General features: G+C 62.9%; 16 protein-coding genes and 1 riboswitch. Of the genes, 11 read left to right on the forward strand and 5 right to left on the reverse strand.

All coding sequences use genetic code 11. The annotated features are described in order from the left end of the window. The 4 genes from ACOCLD_RS05335 to ACOCLD_RS05350 all read left to right on the forward strand — a co-directional run bounded on the left by ACOCLD_RS05335 (position 1) and on the right by ACOCLD_RS05350 (position 5,502). A complete protein-coding gene (locus tag ACOCLD_RS05335) occupies positions 1-1,401 on the forward strand; it encodes a PIG-L deacetylase family protein (RefSeq protein ID WP_422911133.1) in 1,401 nt (466 codons plus the stop codon). Positions 1,402-1,465: 64 nt separating this feature from the next. Continuing rightward, on the forward strand, positions 1,466-2,887 hold the full coding sequence (gene hldE, locus ACOCLD_RS05340) for a bifunctional D-glycero-beta-D-manno-heptose-7-phosphate kinase/D-glycero-beta-D-manno-heptose 1-phosphate adenylyltransferase HldE (RefSeq protein WP_392540966.1): 1,422 nt from the start codon (positions 1,466-1,468) through the stop codon (positions 2,885-2,887). A gap of 110 nt (positions 2,888-2,997) precedes the next feature. Further along, a complete protein-coding gene (locus tag ACOCLD_RS05345) occupies positions 2,998-4,281 on the forward strand; it encodes an acyl-CoA dehydrogenase family protein (RefSeq protein WP_422911134.1) in 1,284 nt (427 codons plus the stop codon). 12 nt (positions 4,282-4,293) lie between these two features. After that, entirely contained in the window at positions 4,294-5,502 is a 1,209-nt protein-coding gene (locus tag ACOCLD_RS05350; protein ID WP_422911135.1) for an acyl-CoA dehydrogenase family protein, read from the forward strand. Positions 5,503-5,559: 57 nt separating this feature from the next. Here ACOCLD_RS05350 and ACOCLD_RS05355 read toward each other — a convergent pair whose 3' ends face one another. From ACOCLD_RS05355 to ACOCLD_RS05370, 4 genes are all read right to left on the reverse strand, one after another. Further along, the gene (locus tag ACOCLD_RS05355; RefSeq protein WP_422911136.1) at positions 5,560-6,444 is read right to left on the reverse strand and encodes a metal ABC transporter ATPase; all 885 of its coding nucleotides are present in this window, start codon (positions 6,442-6,444) and stop codon (positions 5,560-5,562) included. A gap of 69 nt (positions 6,445-6,513) precedes the next feature. Next, positions 6,514-7,332: an aldo/keto reductase gene (locus ACOCLD_RS05360; RefSeq protein ID WP_422911137.1), complete on the reverse strand. Its 819-nt coding sequence runs from the start codon at positions 7,330-7,332 to the stop codon at positions 6,514-6,516. Further along, positions 7,332-8,504, reverse strand: a complete 1,173-nt coding sequence (locus ACOCLD_RS05365; protein ID WP_422911138.1) for an FAD-dependent oxidoreductase — start codon at positions 8,502-8,504, stop codon at positions 7,332-7,334. The genes ACOCLD_RS05360 and ACOCLD_RS05365 overlap by 1 nt, the downstream gene beginning before the upstream one ends. Before the next feature lie 66 nt (positions 8,505-8,570). Then, a complete protein-coding gene (locus ACOCLD_RS05370; RefSeq protein WP_160085684.1) occupies positions 8,571-8,903 on the reverse strand; it encodes a DMT family transporter in 333 nt (110 codons plus the stop codon). Between the two features lie 87 nt (positions 8,904-8,990). On the opposite strand from ACOCLD_RS05370, the gene ACOCLD_RS05375 reads away from it, so the two are divergent. Both ACOCLD_RS05375 and waaA read left to right on the forward strand, forming a co-directional pair. Further along, positions 8,991-9,875 carry a LysR family transcriptional regulator gene (locus ACOCLD_RS05375; RefSeq protein ID WP_233683522.1) on the forward strand — a complete coding sequence of 295 codons (885 nt, stop codon included), beginning with the start codon at positions 8,991-8,993 and terminating at the stop codon, positions 9,873-9,875. A gap of 32 nt (positions 9,876-9,907) precedes the next feature. After that, positions 9,908-11,203: a lipid IV(A) 3-deoxy-D-manno-octulosonic acid transferase gene (gene waaA, locus ACOCLD_RS05380; protein ID WP_422911139.1), complete on the forward strand. Its 1,296-nt coding sequence runs from the start codon at positions 9,908-9,910 to the stop codon at positions 11,201-11,203. A 115-nt stretch (positions 11,204-11,318) separates the two neighbouring features. On the opposite strand, the gene ACOCLD_RS05385 is transcribed toward waaA, so the two are convergent. Next, positions 11,319-12,758 (reverse strand): TolC family outer membrane protein, encoded by a 1,440-nt coding sequence (locus ACOCLD_RS05385; protein WP_257776897.1) that lies wholly within the window; start codon positions 12,756-12,758, stop codon positions 11,319-11,321. A gap of 218 nt (positions 12,759-12,976) precedes the next feature. Further along, positions 12,977-13,083: riboswitch (TPP riboswitch) on the forward strand. A 97-nt stretch (positions 13,084-13,180) separates the two neighbouring features. Here ACOCLD_RS05385 and thiC point away from each other — a divergent pair. The 5 genes from thiC (at position 13,181) to ACOCLD_RS05410 (ending at position 17,879) form a co-directional block, all read left to right on the forward strand. Next, positions 13,181-15,064 carry a phosphomethylpyrimidine synthase ThiC gene (thiC, locus tag ACOCLD_RS05390; RefSeq protein WP_233683525.1) on the forward strand — a complete coding sequence of 628 codons (1,884 nt, stop codon included), beginning with the start codon at positions 13,181-13,183 and terminating at the stop codon, positions 15,062-15,064. 88 nt (positions 15,065-15,152) lie between these two features. Next, the gene (locus ACOCLD_RS05395) at positions 15,153-15,752 is read left to right on the forward strand and encodes an NUDIX domain-containing protein (protein ID WP_422911140.1); all 600 of its coding nucleotides are present in this window, start codon (positions 15,153-15,155) and stop codon (positions 15,750-15,752) included. Next, entirely contained in the window at positions 15,743-16,207 is a 465-nt protein-coding gene (locus tag ACOCLD_RS05400) for a DUF1249 domain-containing protein (protein ID WP_233683527.1), read from the forward strand. Before ACOCLD_RS05395 ends, ACOCLD_RS05400 begins: the two co-directional genes overlap by 10 nt. A gap of 174 nt (positions 16,208-16,381) precedes the next feature. After that, the gene (gene cpdA / locus ACOCLD_RS05405) at positions 16,382-17,203 is read left to right on the forward strand and encodes a 3',5'-cyclic-AMP phosphodiesterase (RefSeq protein WP_392540956.1); all 822 of its coding nucleotides are present in this window, start codon (positions 16,382-16,384) and stop codon (positions 17,201-17,203) included. Positions 17,204-17,267: 64 nt separating this feature from the next. Next, positions 17,268-17,879, forward strand: a complete 612-nt coding sequence (locus ACOCLD_RS05410; protein ID WP_422911141.1) for a YqiA/YcfP family alpha/beta fold hydrolase — start codon at positions 17,268-17,270, stop codon at positions 17,877-17,879. Positions 17,880-17,889: the final 10 nt, after the last annotated feature.

Below are 17,889 nucleotides of genomic sequence, written 5' to 3' on the forward strand. Positions count from 1 at the left end.
ATGTCTGCCCGTAAACAGATCCTGCTCAAGCGCCATCGCCGACAAAAGCGCATCGCGTTGCTACTGGCACTTGTTGTGTTGGCGCTCGTCGGCGTGCTGGCCGCTTGGTGGTGGGTGCCGGTCTTGCTGGTGCTTGGCTGGATCGCGCATGAGGCCTGGTTTGCCGATCACCTGTTTTATTCGCCCAGCGATGACTACAGCTACGCCTTTGCCGAGTCGACCTGTACCGTTAATGGTCGCATTGATGCCGGTTACATAAGGCTGGACGGCGAACTGGAGGCGGCAGACACCCTGATCCTGCAGGTGCGCATAAAGGCCAGTTGGCTGGGGCGCTGGTTCGATCCTTATGTGCTGATTGGTAATGATCGTCAGGATTTTGAGCGCGGTGTGAACGGGCGGCGTTATCTGAATCTGTCCGGGCAGGGTGACCTATTGGCGCAGGGCAAGCTGTCGCTGCGTGGCCGCTTTTGCCGCCTGGATCCGCATGTCACGCTCCATGCGCAGCTCAATCCGGACTACGCCGAGCAGCGTTTGATGATTGTCGCGCCGCACGCCGACGACGCCGAACTGGCTGCCTTTGGCCTGTACAGCCGGGCGCGCGAGGTCAGCATCCTCACTCTCACGCAGGGCGAAATTGAAGCCGAGGCTTATCAAATCCTCGGGCTGGAACAAGCAGCTGCCGCGCAGCTAAAGGGTCGTTTGCGCGCCTGGGACAGCCTGGCCGTGCCGCTGTGGGGCGGTGTGGCGCAAAGCCAGTGTCTGCAGCTGGGCTATTACTGCCTGCAGTTACCGGCGATGCAGGCCCAGCCTGATCAGGCGTTCGGTTCGCGTGAGTCCGGCGAAGCCGATATTCGCAGCGTGCGGGCGAGCAATCCCTTGTCGTTGCCCGGTGATGCCGATGGTGTGCCCAGCTGGCGCAATCTGCTGGCGGATCTGGTTGCTGCGCTTGAGCACCACCAGCCCGAGGTTGTCGTCACTCCGCATCCGCAGCTGGACCCGCACAGCGACCATGTCGCCAGCACCCAAGCACTGTTGGAGGCAATTGAGCTGAGCCGGCACAAGCCGAAAACCCTGCTGCTGTACGCCAACCACCTGCACGACAACGACCGCTGGCCCATGGGCCCGGCCGGGTTTGGCATTGCCCTGCCGCCAGCCATCGAGGAGTTGCCAGCGGATGGGCTGTGGAGCCCAAGCCTGGATGCCGCGCAGCAGCTGGATAAGGCCATGGCCTTGGCCATGCAGCACGATTTACAAGGCCCGTTGCCGCTTAAACGGCGTATCCGCCGCTGGATTCAGCGTGTGCTGGTCGGGCGGCGCTGGCCGGCTACCGGTGAAGACGAATTCTTCCGCAAGGCGGTGCGCCGCCATGAACTGTTCTGGGTGCGCACGCTCGGCGGTTAGCCGGCGCAGTGGCCCGCCAATGTTATGATCCCCGGCAATTTGTTCTGCCTTTTCTGGAGTGTTTATGAAAGTGTCCATGCCGCGTTTCGACCAGGCCGCCGTTCTGGTGGTGGGCGATGTCATGCTCGATCGTTATTGGCATGGCGGCACTTCGCGGATTTCGCCGGAAGCGCCGGTGCCCGTGGTCAAGGTCGAGCAGATCGAAGACCGCCCCGGTGGCGCGGCTAACGTCGCGCTGAACATCGCGGCCCTCGGCGCACCGGCCACCTTGCTCGGCGTGACCGGTGAGGATGAAGCCGCCGCAAGCCTGCGCAACAGCCTGCAGGCGGTTGGCGTGAAGACCTTCTTCCAGACGATTAAAGATCAGCCGACCATCGTCAAATTGCGCGTGATGAGCCGTCATCAACAGCTTTTGCGCATGGATTTCGAAGAGCCGTTCCGCACCGACAGCGCCGCCCTGGCCGCCAGCGTCGAAGCGCAACTGGACGGCATCAAGGTGCTGATTCTTTCTGATTACGGCAAAGGCGCGCTGCAGAACCATCAGGCATTGGTGCAACTGGCGCGTAGCAAAGGCATTGCCGTGCTGGCTGATCCCAAGGGCAAAGATTTCTCCATCTACCGCGGTGCCAGTCTGATTACGCCGAACCTGCACGAGTTCGAAACCATCGTCGGCCACTGCCGTGACGAGGCCGAATTGGTGGCTAAGGGCGCGGCGCTGATGGCAGAGCTGGAGTTGGGCGCGTTGCTGGTGACTCGTGGTGAGCATGGCATGACCTTGCTACGCCCGGAGCATCCAGCGCTGCACCTGCCGGCGCGTGCCCGTGAAGTATTCGATGTGACCGGCGCGGGCGACACGGTGATTTCTACCCTGGCCGCCAGCCTGGCAGCGGGCGAGGAATTGCCGAATGCAGTGGCGCTGGCCAATCTGGCTGCTGGTATCGTGGTCGGTAAGCTGGGAACTGCGGCGATCAGCGCGCCGGAACTGCGCCGCGCAATCCAGCGTGATGCCGGCTCCGAGCGCGGTGTGCTGAGTCTGGATCAACTGCTGCTGGCCATCGAAGACGCCCGCGCCCATGGCGAGAAGATTGTCTTCACCAATGGTTGCTTCGACATCCTGCATGCCGGCCATGTGACCTATCTGGAGCAGGCCCGTGCGCAAGGCGATCGTCTAGTGTTGGCGGTCAACGACGACGCGTCGGTCAGCCGCCTGAAGGGGCCGGGTCGGCCGATCAACGCCGTGGATCGCCGTATGGCCGTGCTGGCGGGTCTGGGCGCGGTGGATTGGGTGGTGAGCTTCAGCGAAGACACTCCGGAAAACCTGCTGCGCGCGGTCAAGCCGGATGTGCTGGTCAAGGGCGGTGATTACGGCATCGAGGGTGTGGTGGGTGGTGATATCGTCCGCGCCTACGGCGGCGAAGTGCGCGTGCTGGGGTTGGTAGAGAACAGTTCGACCACCGCCATCGTCGAGAAGATCCGCAGCAAGTAACTCTCCACACTGACTGGCTGCTTTGCCAGTCAAGCGCGTCGGCGCGGTCATAGGCGCTTGTCCTGACCGCGCGCATGATCCGTGACATCCCCCGTATGGAGTGAGATGCCATGAGTTCCGACGTACAGGGCCGTGCCCTGGCAGTGCTGAATCGAGTCGCCCAGGCTGACTGGCCGGACCGTTTGAAGCTGCGCAAACCCTTCGAAAAACTGATCTATACCGGCAGCCGCGCGAGCTTTCGCGCGGCGGCGCAGCGCGCGGGCAAAGTCGCCAAATTGCCGCGCCCGGCTGACCCGGATGCCTTGTTTGATCTGTCCCTGTCTGATGAGCAGCAGATGTTGGTGGAGATGCTCGAAGCCTTCGCCAGTGAAGTGCTGCGCCCGCTGGCCTATGACGCCGATGAACAGGCGGCGCTGCCGGCGGCGTTGCTCAACCAGGCTCACGAGTTGGGGCTGACGCACTATGCGGTCAGCGAGGCGCAGGGCGGCATGGCCGGTGAACGCACCACCCTGAGCAATGCGCTGATTGCCGAAGCACTGGGCAAGGGCGATCTGTCCCTGGCCGCCGCTTTGTTGGTGCCCTTGTCGGCGGCCAACTGCATACGCCGTTGGGGCAATGCCGGGCAGCAGGCCCGTTGGCTGCCGGCCTTTGTCGGTGAAGAACCCGCGCCGGTGATGGCCATTGCGGTCAATGAACCGACGCCGCTGTTCGACCCGCACAAGCTGGCGACCCGTGCGCGTAAACGCGGCAAGCACTATGTGCTCAGCGGTGAGAAGAGCCTTGTGCTGCGCGGCCTGGACGCCAGTCACCTGATTGTCGCGGCGCAGGCGGCGGACGGCCCTGCGCTGTTTATCGTCGAAGCCGGTGCCAAAGGTCTGCAACGTAGTCCGCAGCCGGCCATGGGGCTGAAGGCTGGCAGCACAGCGCGGGTGCGGCTCAATGGGGTCAAGGTACCGGTTGAGGCGCGACTAGCCGCTGAGCATTTCAATTACCAGAGCTTTCTCGATTATGCCGGGCTGGCGTGGTGTGCATTGGCCGTGGGCACGGCGCAGGCGGCGCTGGATTATGTGGTGCCGTATTGCAACGAGCGCGTGGCCTTCGGCGAGCCGATCAGCCATCGCCAGGGCGTGGCCTTTATGGTCGCCGATATGGCCGTGGAGCTCGACGCCATGCGCCTGATGGTTTGGCGCGCGTGTTCGCGCGCCGAGCAGGGTTTGCCGTTCCAGCGCGAAGCCTATCTGGCACGCCTGCTGTGCAGCGAAAAGGCCATGAAGATCGGCACCGACGCCGTGCAGCTGCTCGGCGGCCATGGCTTTACCAAAGAGCATCCAGCCGAGCGCTGGTACCGCGATCTGCGTGCGCTGGCGATTATGGCCGGCGGTCTCCAGCTTTAAGGGCGCCTCAACATGAATCTGGAAACCCCCAAGAAATTCCGTGGCCTGGTCAATCAGGCCCATCAGGTGGCGGCGAATTATTTTCGCCCGATTTCACGCAAGTACGACAAGGCTGAGCACGGCTATCCCAAGGAGCTGGACCTGCTTGCGGCGCTACTTGATGGCATGAATGCCGGCTCGCCGGACGCCATTGGCGCCACCTCGGCGAGCAAGCGCGGTGCGGCCCGCGAGCAGCAGGAGGGCATCAAGAATGGCGGCAATCTGTCGGCCCTACTCGGGGTGATGGAGCTGTGCTGGGGCGATGTCGGCCTGCTGCTGGCCATGCCGCGTCAGGGTCTGGGCAATGCGGCGATTGCCGCTGTGGCCAATGATGAGCAACTGGCGCGCTTCGGTGGCACCTGGGCGGCCATGGCAATTACCGAGCCGGGCTGCGGCTCGGACTCGGCGGCGATTCGCACCACGGCGATCAAGGACGGCGATCACTATGTGCTTAACGGCGAGAAGATCTACGTCACTTCCGGCGAGCGTGCCGATGCCGTGGTGGTGTGGGCCACCCTGGACAAGAGCCTCGGCCGTGCGGCGATCAAGTCCTTCGTGGTGGAGCACGGCACGCCTGGGATGACCGTGACGCGGCTGGAAAAGAAGCTCGGCATCAAGGCCTCCGACACCGCCGCGATCAGCTTCAGTGATTGCCGCGTGCCGGCCGCGAACCTGCTTGGTAACCCGGAGATCGATGTGCAAAAAGGGTTTGCCGGGGTGATGGAAACCTTCGACAACACCCGTCCGTTGGTCGCCGGGATGGCGGTCGGTGTGGCCAAGGCCTCGCTGGATCGTACCCGCGAACTGCTGAAGAAAGTCTGCAAGTTGGATTACCGCACGCCGCTGCTCAGCGTCAGCCATGCCGAAGCAACGCTCTATCGCCTGGAAGCCGAATGGGAAGCCGCACGCCTGTTGACGATGAAAGCCGCCTGGATGGCCGATAACAAACTGCCCAACTCCAAGGAGGCCTCCATCGCCAAGGCCAAGGCCGGGCGCGTGGCAAACGAGGTGACGTTGAAATGCGTCGAACTGGCCGGTGCGCTGGGTTACGGTGAGGATGAGTTGCTGGAGAAATGGGCGCGCGACTCGAAGATTCTCGACATCTTTGAAGGCACCCAGCAGATCCAGTTGCTGATTGTGGCGCGGCGCTTGCTGGGCAAGAGCTCCAGCGAATTGAAGTAGTGGTTACGCGGGCTGGGTGAACCCAGCCCACTTGTCTTAAATCCCTTTTTGCCCCGCTTAGACGGGGCTTTTTTGTGTCTGCGCCAGCCAATCTTTCCAGCGAATGCGCTCATCGCGTACCAGCCAACCCTCCTGTGGCGCAAAGCTTTCGGCCAACCATAGGCCGCGAGTGCTGGCCGGATGCAACTGGCCTTGTTTCAGGGTCAGCAGCTCGGCAGTCGGCCGGCCTTGGTCCAGCGGGATTAGAAACAGATCGGGGCGCGCGCGGTTGAGGCGAGCGATCAGCTGGCCATCTTCCAGGTGCTCGTCGACATGCAGCAGGCTGAGTTGACGGGTTTCCTTGGGCAGTTCCAGGCGCAGGTCGTAGACCAGCTGCAGCGAGGCGGTCGGCAGGTGCACGTAGGCGTGCGGGCGTTCGAGCAGCTTGAGGTTGCCGCATTGCACTGGGCGTGTTGCGCCGGACTGCGGGCTGAGGCTGAAGTGCGCGGTTTCCCGGTAACGTAGGCTGCTCTGGTAGGGGGTTGGCAGCCAGGTATCGCCAAAGCGTCCGCTTAGCCAGCCTTCCGGGGTTTCCAGCAGGCATTCTTCGGCCACTTCCTGAATCGCAGTGAGCAGCGGCAGGTTGAGTTCATGGGCCGGTACGTAGCCGGAGATCAGTTTGAGCACCACATCGCCACGATCCGCGCGGCGCTGGCGCACCAGCACCCAGTATTCGCGGCTTTGCCAGCAAAGGGTTAAACGCACCGAAACGCCCAGATTGGCCAGCTCCACGGCAAAGCGTTGGCTGTCGGCCACCGCCACCGGTTGGCGCTTTTCCAGCATTTGCGCAAAGTTCAGCGGCATGCCCAGGCCCTGGTAACTCAGGCCTTCCGGGCTGGCTTCGACAAACAGTTGCAGGGTCTTGAAGCGGCTGGGGTCTTTGCGGATCAGGGTGCGCGGCATGGCAACTCCTCGCGGGTGTCGGCGTGGGCATGGCCTGAGAGCTTGGCACAGATCGGCGGGGGAGGCCCGTCAGGCAATATCCTGAATTACAGCGGCAGCGGTGGCGACGTTATGTGCCAGGTGTTGCGGGTTGATGGTGCCGATAATCGCGCTGCACGTCGCCGGGTGGCCGAAGATCAGCTCGAAACTGGCGCGCACCGGGTCGACACCCGATGCCAGGCAGGCGTGACCGCTGGCCAGGGCCTTCTTGATCAGGATGCCTTTGCCATTCAGCTCGGCATAGTCGAGTACGGCCTGTTCGCCTTGCTCATTGAGGTTGTAGGTGACCATGGCGCAGTCGCCGTGTTCCAGTGCCAGCAGGCCGCCTTCGACGGTTTTGCCAGAGAGGCCGAAGCCGCGAATCTTGCCCTCGCGCTTAAGCTCGGCGAGGGTTTCGTACACGCCACTGTCACGCAGAATCGCCACATCGTTGCCGTCGGAATGCACCAGCACCAGGTCGATAAAGTCGGTTTCCAGGCGCTTGAGGCTGCGCTCCACCGAGAACCGTGTGTGCGCCGGGCTGAAGTCGAAGTGCGATTGGCCGTTGTCGAACTCTTCACCGACCTTGCTGACAATCACCCATTGCTGGCGCTGGCCGCGCAACAACGGGCCGAGGCGGGTTTCGCTGGTGCCGTAGGCCGGCGCGGTATCGATCAGGTTGATGCCTAGATCATGGGCCTGGGCCAGCAGTTCGCGTGCTGCGGCATCGCCGGGGATGGTGAAACCGTTGGGGTATTTCACCCCCTGATCACGGCCCAGCTTGACCGTGCCAAGGCCCAACGGCGAAACCAGCAACTCGGTGGCGCCCAAGGGGCGATGCAGGTTGTGCAGGCTGTGCAGGGGATGCATCAGAACAGTTCCTCCCAGACGGGTGGGGCAACGCTCGGGCGCGGCAGCTCGGGCAGTGGCGCATGTGTGGTCGGCTGAATACCGTCACGGCTCAGGGCGGCCAGCACGCGGTCGGCAAAGTCCGGGGCTAATGCCAGTTTAGTCGGCCAGCCCACCAGCAGCTTGCCTTGCTCGTAGAGGAAGGCGTTGTCCGGGCGCACCAGGCCGGACTGAGCTGGCTCCGCACGGTCTACCCGCAATGTGGCCCATTGCGCGGCGGACAGATCGACCCAGGGCAGCAGCTCGCTCAGCTCTTTTTTCGCTGCCTGGATCTGCGCGGCTTCGTCGCGGGCTACGCCATCGGCTTCGGCCAGATCGCCGCCCAGGTACCAGACCCACTGGCCATCGGCCGCCGGGTGGGTGGTGATGGTTATGCGCGGCTTAGGCCCGCCGCCCAGGCAGTGGGCGTACAGCGGTTTGAGTGTCGGGCCTTTGACCAGGGCCATATGCAGCGGGCGCAGTTGCTGGGTCGGTTGGCTGAGGTCGAGGGCGCTGAGCAGTTCGGCATTGCCACGGCCGGCGCTGAGGATGATGCGTTGTGCGCGGATCTCGCGACCATCGATGATTAGGCCGACTAGCTCGCCATTTTCCCGCAGCGGTTCGATGCGCTCGGCGGCCAGCAAACCGTCGCCGGCCAGCTCGCTGAGACGGCTGATCAGGCTGGGTACATCCAGCACCAGTTCGGCCAGGCGGTAGACCTTACCTTTGAATTTCGGGTGTTGCAGCGCCGGAGGCAGTTGCTCGCCTTTAACCTGATCGACCCGCCCGCGCACCGCCTTGCTGGCAAAGAAGCTGGTGATATTGCCGGCCAAGCTACCGGGCGACCACAGGTAGTGGGCATCGGAGAGCAGGCGCACACCGGCCAGATCCAGCTCGCCGTTGCCAGCCAAGGCTTCGCGCCAGCGCCGCGGCATATCGGCGATGGCCTCTGACGCACCAGTCAGTGCGCCATGCAGGGCGTATTTGGCGCCGCCATGGATGATGCCCTGGGATTTCACGCTTTGCCCGCCGCCGAGGCGGGCGTTTTCCACCAGCAAGGTGGCAAAGCCCTGGTGGCGCAGGCGCGCATTCAGCCAAAGGCCGGCGATACCGCCGCCCACGATCAAAACATCAGTGCTTAACGCCTGGGACATGCATGTGTCTCACCGGGAAAACAGGCGCGCAGTATAACCGGCTCGCGCTAGCGCGCCTCCCTCGGCTCAGTGGCCGACGCTTTGCGAGAACAGCTGAATCACCACCACGCCGGCGACAATCAGGCCCATGCCAAGCATGGCCGGCAGGTCCAGCCGCTGCTGGTAAAGAAACACGGCGGCGATGCTCACCAGCACGATACCCATACCCGCCCACACCGCATAGGCGACGCCGACCGGGATGGTTTTCACCACCAGGCTGAGCATCCAGAACGAAATGGCGTAGCCGACCACGACCAGCAGCAGGGGCAGGGGTTTGTTGAAGCCATCCAGCGCTTTCATCGAGGTGGTGGCGATGACTTCGGCGGTGATGGCAATTGCGAGGTAGAGATAGCCGCCCATGATGTGGCCTCCAGAGTGATCTGGCGGCCATTCTAGTGATCTGGCGGATGGGATAAAGTGATTACCTATCTGATATGGGGATGGGTTATGCAATGGAGCCTGGAGCAGGTTCGCCTGTTTGTCAGCGTTGCCGATGGTCAGTCGTTCTCCGCTGTGGGCCGGCAAATGCAGCGCGCGCAATCGGCGGTGAGTAATGCGATTGCCTTGCTGGAGGCTGACCTTGGCGTACGGCTGTTCGAGCGCAGCAGCGGCCGCCAGCCACGCCTGACCGATGCCGGCGCGGCACTGCTGGAGGAGGCGCGCGAGGTGCTGCGCCAGTGTCAGCGTCTGGAAGGACGGGCGCTGGGTCTGGTGCGCGGTGAGGAAGTGCGCCTGCGCCTGGCGCAGGATGAAGCCATGCCCTATCAGCCGGTGCTCGACAGCCTGGAGGCGCTGGCGCAGCAATTCCCGCTGCTGGAGGTGCAGCTGGCCAGCGGTGCCCAGGGTGATGTGGCGCGCAAGCTGCTGGAGCACCGCGCCGACCTCGGCCTGCTGTTTCACCATGAGCAGATGCCCGATGCGCTGGAGCGCCAGCGCCTGGGCACCATCGAGATGGTCACCGTGTGCGGGGCAGGGCACGCCTTGGCGCGGGCCGGACATGTCGACCGGCGTGAGCTGGCGCGCCATCGGCAACTGCTGATGGCGCCACAGGACAGCCACTATCCGGGCGGTGAGCAGCTCAGCCCGTCGGTCTGGCGCACGGACAGTTTCTACGCCATGGCCGAATTGCTGATGCGCAACCTCGGCTGGGCCTGGCTGCCGCGCCATGTGGTGCAGTACCCGACTTACCAGAGCCAGCTGGTTGAGCTGAGCAGCGACTGGACGCCGCCACCGCTGGTGGTCGAATTGGTCTGCCGTCGTGACGAGGCGCTGGGGCCGGCTGCGCTGTGGCTGGCCGAGTGCTTTGCCGAGCACCTGCAGGCCATCGGCTGATCAGCCCCAACCACTCTGTTAAGCTGCGCGCCATGAATAGAAGCCTCTACACCCTGCTGTTTCATCTCGGCTTACCACTGGTGGCCGGGCGTCTGGCCTGGCGTGCCTGGCAAGCGCCGGCCTATGCCAAACGTGTCGGCGAGCGCTTTGCGCTTGGTTTGCCGCCGCTCAAGCCGGGCGGCATCTGGCTGCACGCGGTGTCAGTGGGCGAGAGCATCGCCGCCGCGCCGTTGGTGCGTGAGCTGCTGGCGCGTTATCCGCAGTTGCCGATCACCATCACCTGCATGACGCCGACCGGCTCGGAGCGTATTCAGGCGATGTTCGGCGGCAGCGAGTACGCTGGCCGCGTACAGCATTGCTACCTGCCATATGACCTGCCCTGGGCGGCGGCTCGCTTTCTCGACCGCGTGCAGCCCAAGCTGGCAGTGATTATGGAAACCGAATTGTGGCCCAACCATATCCACCAGTGCGCCAAGCGTGGCATCCCGGTGGCGCTGGCCAACGGGCGGCTGTCCGAGCGCTCGGCCCGTGGCTATGCGCGCTTTGCCAACCTCACCGCACCGATGCTCGCCGAACTGGATTTGTTGGCGGTGCAAACGGCGCTGGAGGCCGAACGCTTTCGCAGCCTGGGTGCGCGGCCTGAGTGTGTTGAGGTTACCGGCTCGATCAAGTTTGATCTGACGATTGATCCGGCGTTGCTTAACCGTGCCGCAGCCTTGCGTGAGCAATGGCAGGCCACGCAGCGCCCGGTGTGGATCGCCGCGAGCACCCATGCTGGCGAAGACGAGATCGTGCTCGCCGCCCACCGCGAGCTGCTCACACACAATCCTGATGCCCTGTTGATTCTGGTGCCGCGCCATCCCGAGCGGTTCAATGCGGTGTTCGAGTTGTGCCAGCGGCAAGGCTTTAACACGCGGCGCCGCTCAACGGGTGAAGTGCTGCTGGCGAGCGATCAGGTGCTGCTCGGCGACACCATGGGCGAGTTGCTGTTTCTTTATGCCCTGGCTGATATCGCCTTTGTCGGCGGCAGCCTGGTGGCCAATGGCGGGCATAACCTGCTGGAGCCGGCAGCGCTGGGCAAGCCGGTATTAAGCGGCCCACACCTGTTCAACTTCCTGGAAATTGCCGCGCAGTTGCGCGCTGCCGGTGCGTTGAGCGAGGTGACGGATGCGAACAGTTTGGCGCAGCGGGTTGCGCAACTATGGCGTGAGCCCGAAACAGCACTGGCCATGCGTGATGCCGGGCAGGCCGTGATGCAGGCCAATCAGGGCGCACTGGCGCGTTTGCTGGCGGGGCTTGGACGCTTGCTTGAAGGTAAATCGCAATAGGTTATGTAGGGGCGGGCCATGCCCGCGAAATTGCAATCGCGGGCATGGCCCGCCCCTACAAATGCTGTTCCACAAAAAAGCCCGCTGATTCAGCGGGCTTTTTGTTTGGCTCAACTCAGTACTGCGAGTTGCTGCGCAGTTGCGCTTCGGCGGCTTTGGCCAGGTCCGGCGGGAGGAAGTCTTCATCCGGGTTGTAGTCGGATTTCAGGTACTGCTCCAGGGCGTTGAGGTCGTCCGGGCTGAGGGTGCCGGCGGCCTGTTTCAGGCGCAGGTTGTTGAGGATGTAGTCGTAGCGTGCGTTGTTGTAGTTGCGCACCGAGCTGTAAAGCTGGCGCTGGGCGTCGAGCACGTCAACGATGTTGCGCGTACCGACCTGATAGCCGATTTCGGTGGCTTCCAGGGCGCTCTGGTTGGAGATGATCGACTGCTTGCGCGCCTGCACGGTTTCCACGTCGGTATTCACCGCGCGGTGTAGGTTGCGGGTGTTTTGCACCACCTGACGGCGCAGGCTTTCACGCAGTTGCTCGGTCTGGTTCAGGCGCTGGTAAGACTCGCGCACCTGGGAGCTGGTCAGGCCACCGCTGTACAGCGGGATATTCAATTGCAGGCCGATTGTGCGTTGCTCGACGTCGCCGCTGAAGCGGTTGATGGTGCCGGCATTGTTGCTGAAGCCGAGGCTGTCGTTGTCGCCTTTCTGGTAGCTGGCCACCGCGTCCAGGGTCGGCGCATGGCCGGATTTACGCTGGCGCAGGGTTTCTTCGGCGGCATCGACGGCATAGTTGCTGGCCTGCAGATTGAGGTTCTGCGCGGCGGCGGTATCGACCCAGGCCTTGGCGTCGTTCGGCGTCGGGGCGAGGATTGGCAGGCTGTGCTCGATGCCTTCCAGCGCGCTGAAATCGCGGTTGGTCAGGGTGGTCAGGGCCTGGAAGGCATCTTCCACCTGGCGCAGGGCGATGATGCGGTTGGCGCGGGCGGTGTCGAAACCGGCCTGGGCTTCCAGTACGTCGGTCTTGTCCGAGAGGCCGACATCAAAGCGCTCGTTGGCCTGGTCCAGCTGGCGCTTGAACGCCGCTTCTTCAGCCTTGGTAGACGCCAGGTTGTCCTGCGCGCGCAGCACGGCGAAGTAGGCTTCAGCACTTTGCAGAATCAGGTTCTGTTCGGTGGCCGACAGCTCCAGCACGGCTTGTTCGTTGCTGGCTTTGGCCGCCTGTAACTGGAACCAGCGGTCCGCGCGGAACAGCGGCTGGCTGAGGTTGGCCTGGTACACGGTGCCACTGCGCGAGCTGGTGTTGGCTGGCGAATCGACCTGGGTGCGGGTGTCGCTCAGGTTGGCCCCGGCAGACAGGTTGGGCAGCAGGCCGGCACGGGCCTGAGGCACCACTTCGCTGCGCGCTTCATAATCAGCGCGGGCGGCGGCCAGGTCGGCGTTGTTGGCTGCGGCTTCCTGGTAGACCGTGACCAGGTCGGTTTTGGTGGACTGCGGGGCTTGTTCAGCCCAGGCCATTGCGTTGGACGCGGCGGCCACGGCAATAGCCAGAGAGAGTCTGCGCAACATTAGGGAAATCCTGAATTTGGCGGTAATCGACAAGGCTAAGGGGCCGTGCCTAGGGGGTCAAGGGCAGTTATGGCGGCTGTAGTGTAGTTTGCAACAAGCTATGTTGCCTGGGTGCAACAATCCGGGTCTCTGCGTCGTATTCGTCATTATCCGACGCGCGGGTCATGAATATTTGACTCGCGGGTTGGTTTTATTGTTCGGGGTTGATTAGACTGGCTGGGTTCTTGTCGGGGTGCCCCAATTGCGGGGCTGAGATTGGCAGCTGCCGGATCCCGTTGAACCTGATCAGGTTAAGGCCTGCGTAGGGAACAAGATGTGCTCGCCCGTCCCCTGGCGAGCCTCTGGCACCGCCCCAGGTGCGCCGTGCGCCGCTGGTCTCTTGCAGGTTCGCTCCGACATTCAGCCCTGGAGAGAGCCCGCCGATGAGTGCACAACAACAAAAGAACCTGAGTGAAAGCGCTCAGGTCGATCAGCAATCCATCCAACCCTTCCCGCGTTCGCAGAAGATCTACGTCCAGGGTTCGCGCCCGGATATCCGCGTGCCGATGCGCGAAATCAGCCTGGACGTCACCCCGACCGACTTCGGCGGTGAGATCAACGCACCTGTGCTGGTTTATGACACCTCCGGCCCGTACACCGATCCGAACGTCACCATCGATGTGCGCAAGGGCCTGGCCGATGTGCGCTCGGCCTGGATTGATGACCGTGGCGACACCGAGCTGCTCGCTGGTCTGAGTTCGCACTTCGGTCAGGAGCGTCTGGCCAGCCCCGAGCTGACGGCCATGCGCTTCGCCCACGTGCGCAACCCGCGCCGCGCCAAGGCCGGCAAGAACGTCAGCCAGATGCACTACGCGCGCCAGGGCATCATCACCCCGGAGATGGAATACGTCGCCATCCGCGAGAACCTCAAGCTACAGGAAGCCCGTGCAGCCGGTTTGCTCAAGGAGCAGCATGCCGGCCACAGCTTCGGCGCGAGCATTCCCAAGGAAATCACCGCCGAATTCGTCCGCGAGGAAATTGCCCGTGGCCGCGCGATCATCCCGGCCAACATCAACCACACCGAGCTGGAGCCGATGATCATCGGCCGTAACTTCCTGGTGAAGATCAACGGCAATATTGGCAACTCGGCGCTGGGTTCTTCGATTGAAGAAGAAGTGGCCAAGCTGACCTGGGGCATCCGCTGGGGCTCGGACACGGTGATGGACCTGTCCACCGGCAAGCACATTCACGAAACCCGTGAGTGGATCATCCGTAACAGCCCTGTACCGATTGGCACCGTGCCGATCTACCAGGCGCTGGAGAAGGTCAATGGCGTGGCTGAAGACCTGACCTGGGAGCTGTTCCGCGACACCCTGATCGAACAGGCCGAGCAGGGTGTGGACTACTTCACTATTCACGCCGGTGTGCTGCTGCGTTATGTACCGATGACCGCCAAGCGCGTCACCGGCATCGTTTCCCGTGGCGGCTCGATCATGGCCAAGTGGTGTCTGGCGCATCACAAAGAGAACTTCCTCTACACCCACTTCGAAGAAATCTGCGAAATCATGAAGGCCTACGACGTCAGCTTCTCGCTGGGCGATGGCCTGCGTCCGGGCTCGATTGCCGACGCCAACGACGAAGCGCAGTTCGGTGAGCTGGAAACCCTCGGCGAGCTGACCAAGATCGCCTGGAAGCACGACGTGCAGACCATGATCGAAGGCCCCGGCCACGTGCCGATGCAGCTGATCAAGGAGAACATGGACAAGCAGCTGGAATGCTGCGACGAGGCGCCGTTCTACACCCTCGGCCCGCTGACCACCGACATTGCCCCGGGCTACGACCACATCACCAGCGGCATCGGCGCGGCGATGATCGGCTGGTTCGGTTGCGCCATGCTCTGCTACGTCACGCCCAAGGAGCACCTGGGTCTGCCGAACAAGGATGACGTTAAAACCGGCATCATCACCTACAAAATCGCCGCCCATGCGGCGGACTTGGCCAAAGGCCATCCGGGCGCGCAGATTCGTGATAACGCACTCTCCAAGGCGCGCTTCGAATTCCGTTGGGAAGATCAGTTCAACCTCGGTCTGGATCCGGATACCGCGCGCAGTTATCACGACGAAACGCTGCCCAAGGACTCGGCCAAGGTGGCACACTTCTGCTCCATGTGCGGGCCGAAGTTCTGTTCGATGAAGATCACCCAGGAAGTTCGCGTCTATGCTGAAGAACAGCGCATTGCCGCTGTCGACCTGGAAGTCGAAGAGGGCATGCAGGCCAAGGCGCAGGAGTTCAAGGCGCAGGGCAGCCAGCTGTATCAGAAAGTGTGAAGGGGCTTTTGCTAGGCAATTTTGCGTAGCAGTATGAGCGTAACCAGGACGGGCCTTCGGGCCCGTTTCTGTTAATGATGGGGGCGTTATGCAACGAGATGATGTTGAAGTGATCGCGCGTGAGGCCTGCTTTAGCGGCTTCTATAAGCTCGATCGGCTGCGTTTGCGCCATCGCCAGTTTGCCGGTGGCATGGGGCCTACGCTGACCCGTGAGCTGTTCGTGCGCTTTGATGCGGTGTGCGTGCTGCCCTACGATCCGCAGCGCGATTGCGTGGTGCTGATCGAACAGTTCCGCGTCGGTGCGCTGGATAAAAGCCCCAATCCCTGGCTGCTTGAGCTGGTCGCCGGTTTGATCGACAAGGACGAAGAGCCCGAAGAGGTCGCCCGCCGCGAAGCCGTCGAAGAAGCCAATCTGCAGCTGACCTCGCTGTGGCCGATTACCCAGTACTACCCGTCGCCGGGCGGCTCGGATGAGCGCGTGCATCTGTTCGTCGGGCGCTGCAGCAGTGAAGGTGCTGGTGGCGTGCATGGTCTGGCCGAAGAAGGCGAGGACATCCGGGTCCAGGTGATGCCGCTGGAAGATGCGCTGGCCGCCGTGCGCGACGGACGTATCGATAACGCCGCGAGCATTATCGCCCTGCAATGGCTGGCACTGAACCGTGATGAAGTGCGGGGGATGTGGTCGTGAATCTGCTGCGCGAGCGCTATCGGGTCGACCTGGTCGAGCTGCAAGCGGCTTGCGAGGCCAACTATGCACGCCTGATGCAGCTGCTACCGGCCATGCGTGATGGCCCAACAGCTCAGCCGCAAGCGCGTCGTGTAGCCTTGAGTCAGGGCGAACAGCAACTGGGTGTATTAGCCCTGCAAGTGCTGGAAACCTGTCCCTACACCTCGACCATAGAAGTGCGCCAGGAGCACAGCCTGCCCTGGTTGCCGGTGCCCCAGCTGGAAGTGCGCGTGTACCACGATGCGCGCATGGCCGAAGTGGTCGGCGCGCAGCGCGCCCGGCGTTTTCGCGGCATCTATCCCTATCCCAATGCCGACATGCATCAGCCCGATGAGAAGACCCAGCTCAACCTGTTTCTGGGGGAGTGGCTGAGCCATTGCCTGGCTTGTGGTCATGAGTTGGAACCGGTTCGCTAGGTTTTTCTCCGTCCCTGCCGATAGCCTGTTGCAGGCGCATCTCACCGGGACGCGCTAGCCTTAAGGCGGGCGCTGGATTTACAGCGGGCGATCTGTGATCTATTCCCCTTTCACGGGTTTACCGGCCGCAGGGGTAGCCACCATAATTCACGCATTCCGCTCAAGGAGAAGGTCTTGCCGGGCGCGCCGATTAAAACCACTGCTGTTGATCGCTCGGTACTGCTGGTGCAGTTGTCCGACAGTCACCTGTTTGCCGACGGCACGGGCAAGCTGCTGGGCATGGACACCCAGGACAGCCTGCAGCGGGTGATCGAGCGTGTGCTGCTGGAGCAGCCGCAGATCGACCTGATCCTGGCCAGCGGCGATCTGTCCCAGGACGGCAGCGAGGCGTCCTATCAGCGTTTTCGCGAGATGACCGCTTCTATCCCCGCGCCGGCGCGCTGGTTCCCTGGCAACCATGATGAAGTGCCGGCGATGCAGGCCGCCTGCGTTGGCAGTGATCTGCTCGAACCGGTGGTTGACCTGGGCAATTGGCGTGTGACCCTGCTGGACTCCTCGATCCCCGGTGCGGTGCCCGGTTACCTCAGCGATCAGCAACTGGCCTTGCTGGAACGTGCACTCAGCGAAGCGCCGGAGCGTCATCACCTGATCTGCCTGCATCATCACCCGGTGTCCATCGGCTGCAAATGGATGGAGCCCATCGGCCTGCGTAATCCGGATGCCCTGTTTGCCGTGCTGGAGCGTTTCAGCCAGGTGCGCGCAGTGCTCTGGGGGCATATTCATCAGGAGCTTGACCAGCAGCGCGGCCCGATCCGTCTGTTGGCCTCGCCCTCTACTTGCGTGCAGTTCGCCCCGGGTAGCGAGGAGTTTCAGGTGGACACCACGGCGCCGGGCTATCGCTGGTTGCGCCTGTTCGATGACGGTCGCCTGGAAACCGGGGTCTCGCGGGTGACCGGGATCAAGTTCGAAATTGATTACACCATCAAAGGCTATTAAGGCTTTTGCAGTGCTCGGCTAACCGGTTGCAGCCGGCCGCCGCAACCGGTTAGCCTCCCGCCCCATGACCGCATCCATTCTTTATATCCACGGGCTTAACAGCTCGCCGGCCTCGCTCAAGGCCAGCCAGTTACGCCGCGCCATGGACCAGCTGGGGCTGGCCGCACAGTTGCGCGTGCCGGCGCTGCATCACCACCCGCGCCAGGCGATGGCCCAGCTTGAGGCGTTGGTTGCCGAGCTGGGACGCCCCGTGCTGGTTGGCAGCTCGCTGGGCGGCTACTATGCCACCCACCTGGCCGAACGCCATGGCTTGCCGGCATTGCTGATCAACCCCGCCGTGCGTCCGCACCTGCGCTTCGATGGCTACCTGGGGCCGCAGAAAAACTATTACAGCGATGAAACTTGGGAGCTGACCACCGGCCACGTCACGGCTCTGGCCGAGCTGGATGTAGCATGCTTGCAAGACCCCGCGCGCTATCAGGTGTGGCTGCAGACCGCCGATGAAACCCTCGATTATCGCGATGCCGAACGTTACTACCGGCACGCCGCCCTGCGTATACAGGCAGGGGGTGACCATGGTTTCCAGGGCTTTGCCGAACGCTTGCCAATGCTTTTTGCTTTCGCCGGTATTCCCCGCCATCTGTGGCAGGATATCGACTTTTCCGCTCTCAATTGACGAACAAGAG

Origin of the sequence: Pseudomonas cimarronensis (assembly GCF_049331905.1) — a bacterium.
GTDB lineage: Bacteria > Pseudomonadota > Gammaproteobacteria > Pseudomonadales > Pseudomonadaceae > Aquipseudomonas.

Coding starts and splice junctions, on each gene's coding strand:
- hldE (WP_392540966.1), top strand. CDS start 1,466: ATGAAAGTGTCCATGCCGCGTTTCGACCAGGCCGCCGTTCTGGTGGTG.
- ACOCLD_RS05395 (WP_422911140.1), top strand. CDS start 15,153: ATGCAACGAGATGATGTTGAAGTGATCGCGCGTGAGGCCTGCTTTAGC.
- ACOCLD_RS05350 (WP_422911135.1), top strand. CDS start 4,294: ATGAATCTGGAAACCCCCAAGAAATTCCGTGGCCTGGTCAATCAGGCC.
- ACOCLD_RS05385 (WP_257776897.1), bottom strand. CDS start 12,758: ATGTTGCGCAGACTCTCTCTGGCTATTGCCGTGGCCGCCGCGTCCAAC.
- ACOCLD_RS05345 (WP_422911134.1), top strand. CDS start 2,998: ATGAGTTCCGACGTACAGGGCCGTGCCCTGGCAGTGCTGAATCGAGTC.
- ACOCLD_RS05335 (WP_422911133.1), top strand. CDS start 1: ATGTCTGCCCGTAAACAGATCCTGCTCAAGCGCCATCGCCGACAAAAG.
- ACOCLD_RS05355 (WP_422911136.1), bottom strand. CDS start 6,444: ATGCCGCGCACCCTGATCCGCAAAGACCCCAGCCGCTTCAAGACCCTG.
- ACOCLD_RS05365 (WP_422911138.1), bottom strand. CDS start 8,504: ATGTCCCAGGCGTTAAGCACTGATGTTTTGATCGTGGGCGGCGGTATC.
- ACOCLD_RS05410 (WP_422911141.1), top strand. CDS start 17,268: ATGACCGCATCCATTCTTTATATCCACGGGCTTAACAGCTCGCCGGCC.
- waaA (WP_422911139.1), top strand. CDS start 9,908: ATGAATAGAAGCCTCTACACCCTGCTGTTTCATCTCGGCTTACCACTG.
- ACOCLD_RS05360 (WP_422911137.1), bottom strand. CDS start 7,332: ATGCATCCCCTGCACAGCCTGCACAACCTGCATCGCCCCTTGGGCGCC.
- thiC (WP_233683525.1), top strand. CDS start 13,181: ATGAGTGCACAACAACAAAAGAACCTGAGTGAAAGCGCTCAGGTCGAT.
- ACOCLD_RS05375 (WP_233683522.1), top strand. CDS start 8,991: ATGCAATGGAGCCTGGAGCAGGTTCGCCTGTTTGTCAGCGTTGCCGAT.
- ACOCLD_RS05370 (WP_160085684.1), bottom strand. CDS start 8,903: ATGGGCGGCTATCTCTACCTCGCAATTGCCATCACCGCCGAAGTCATC.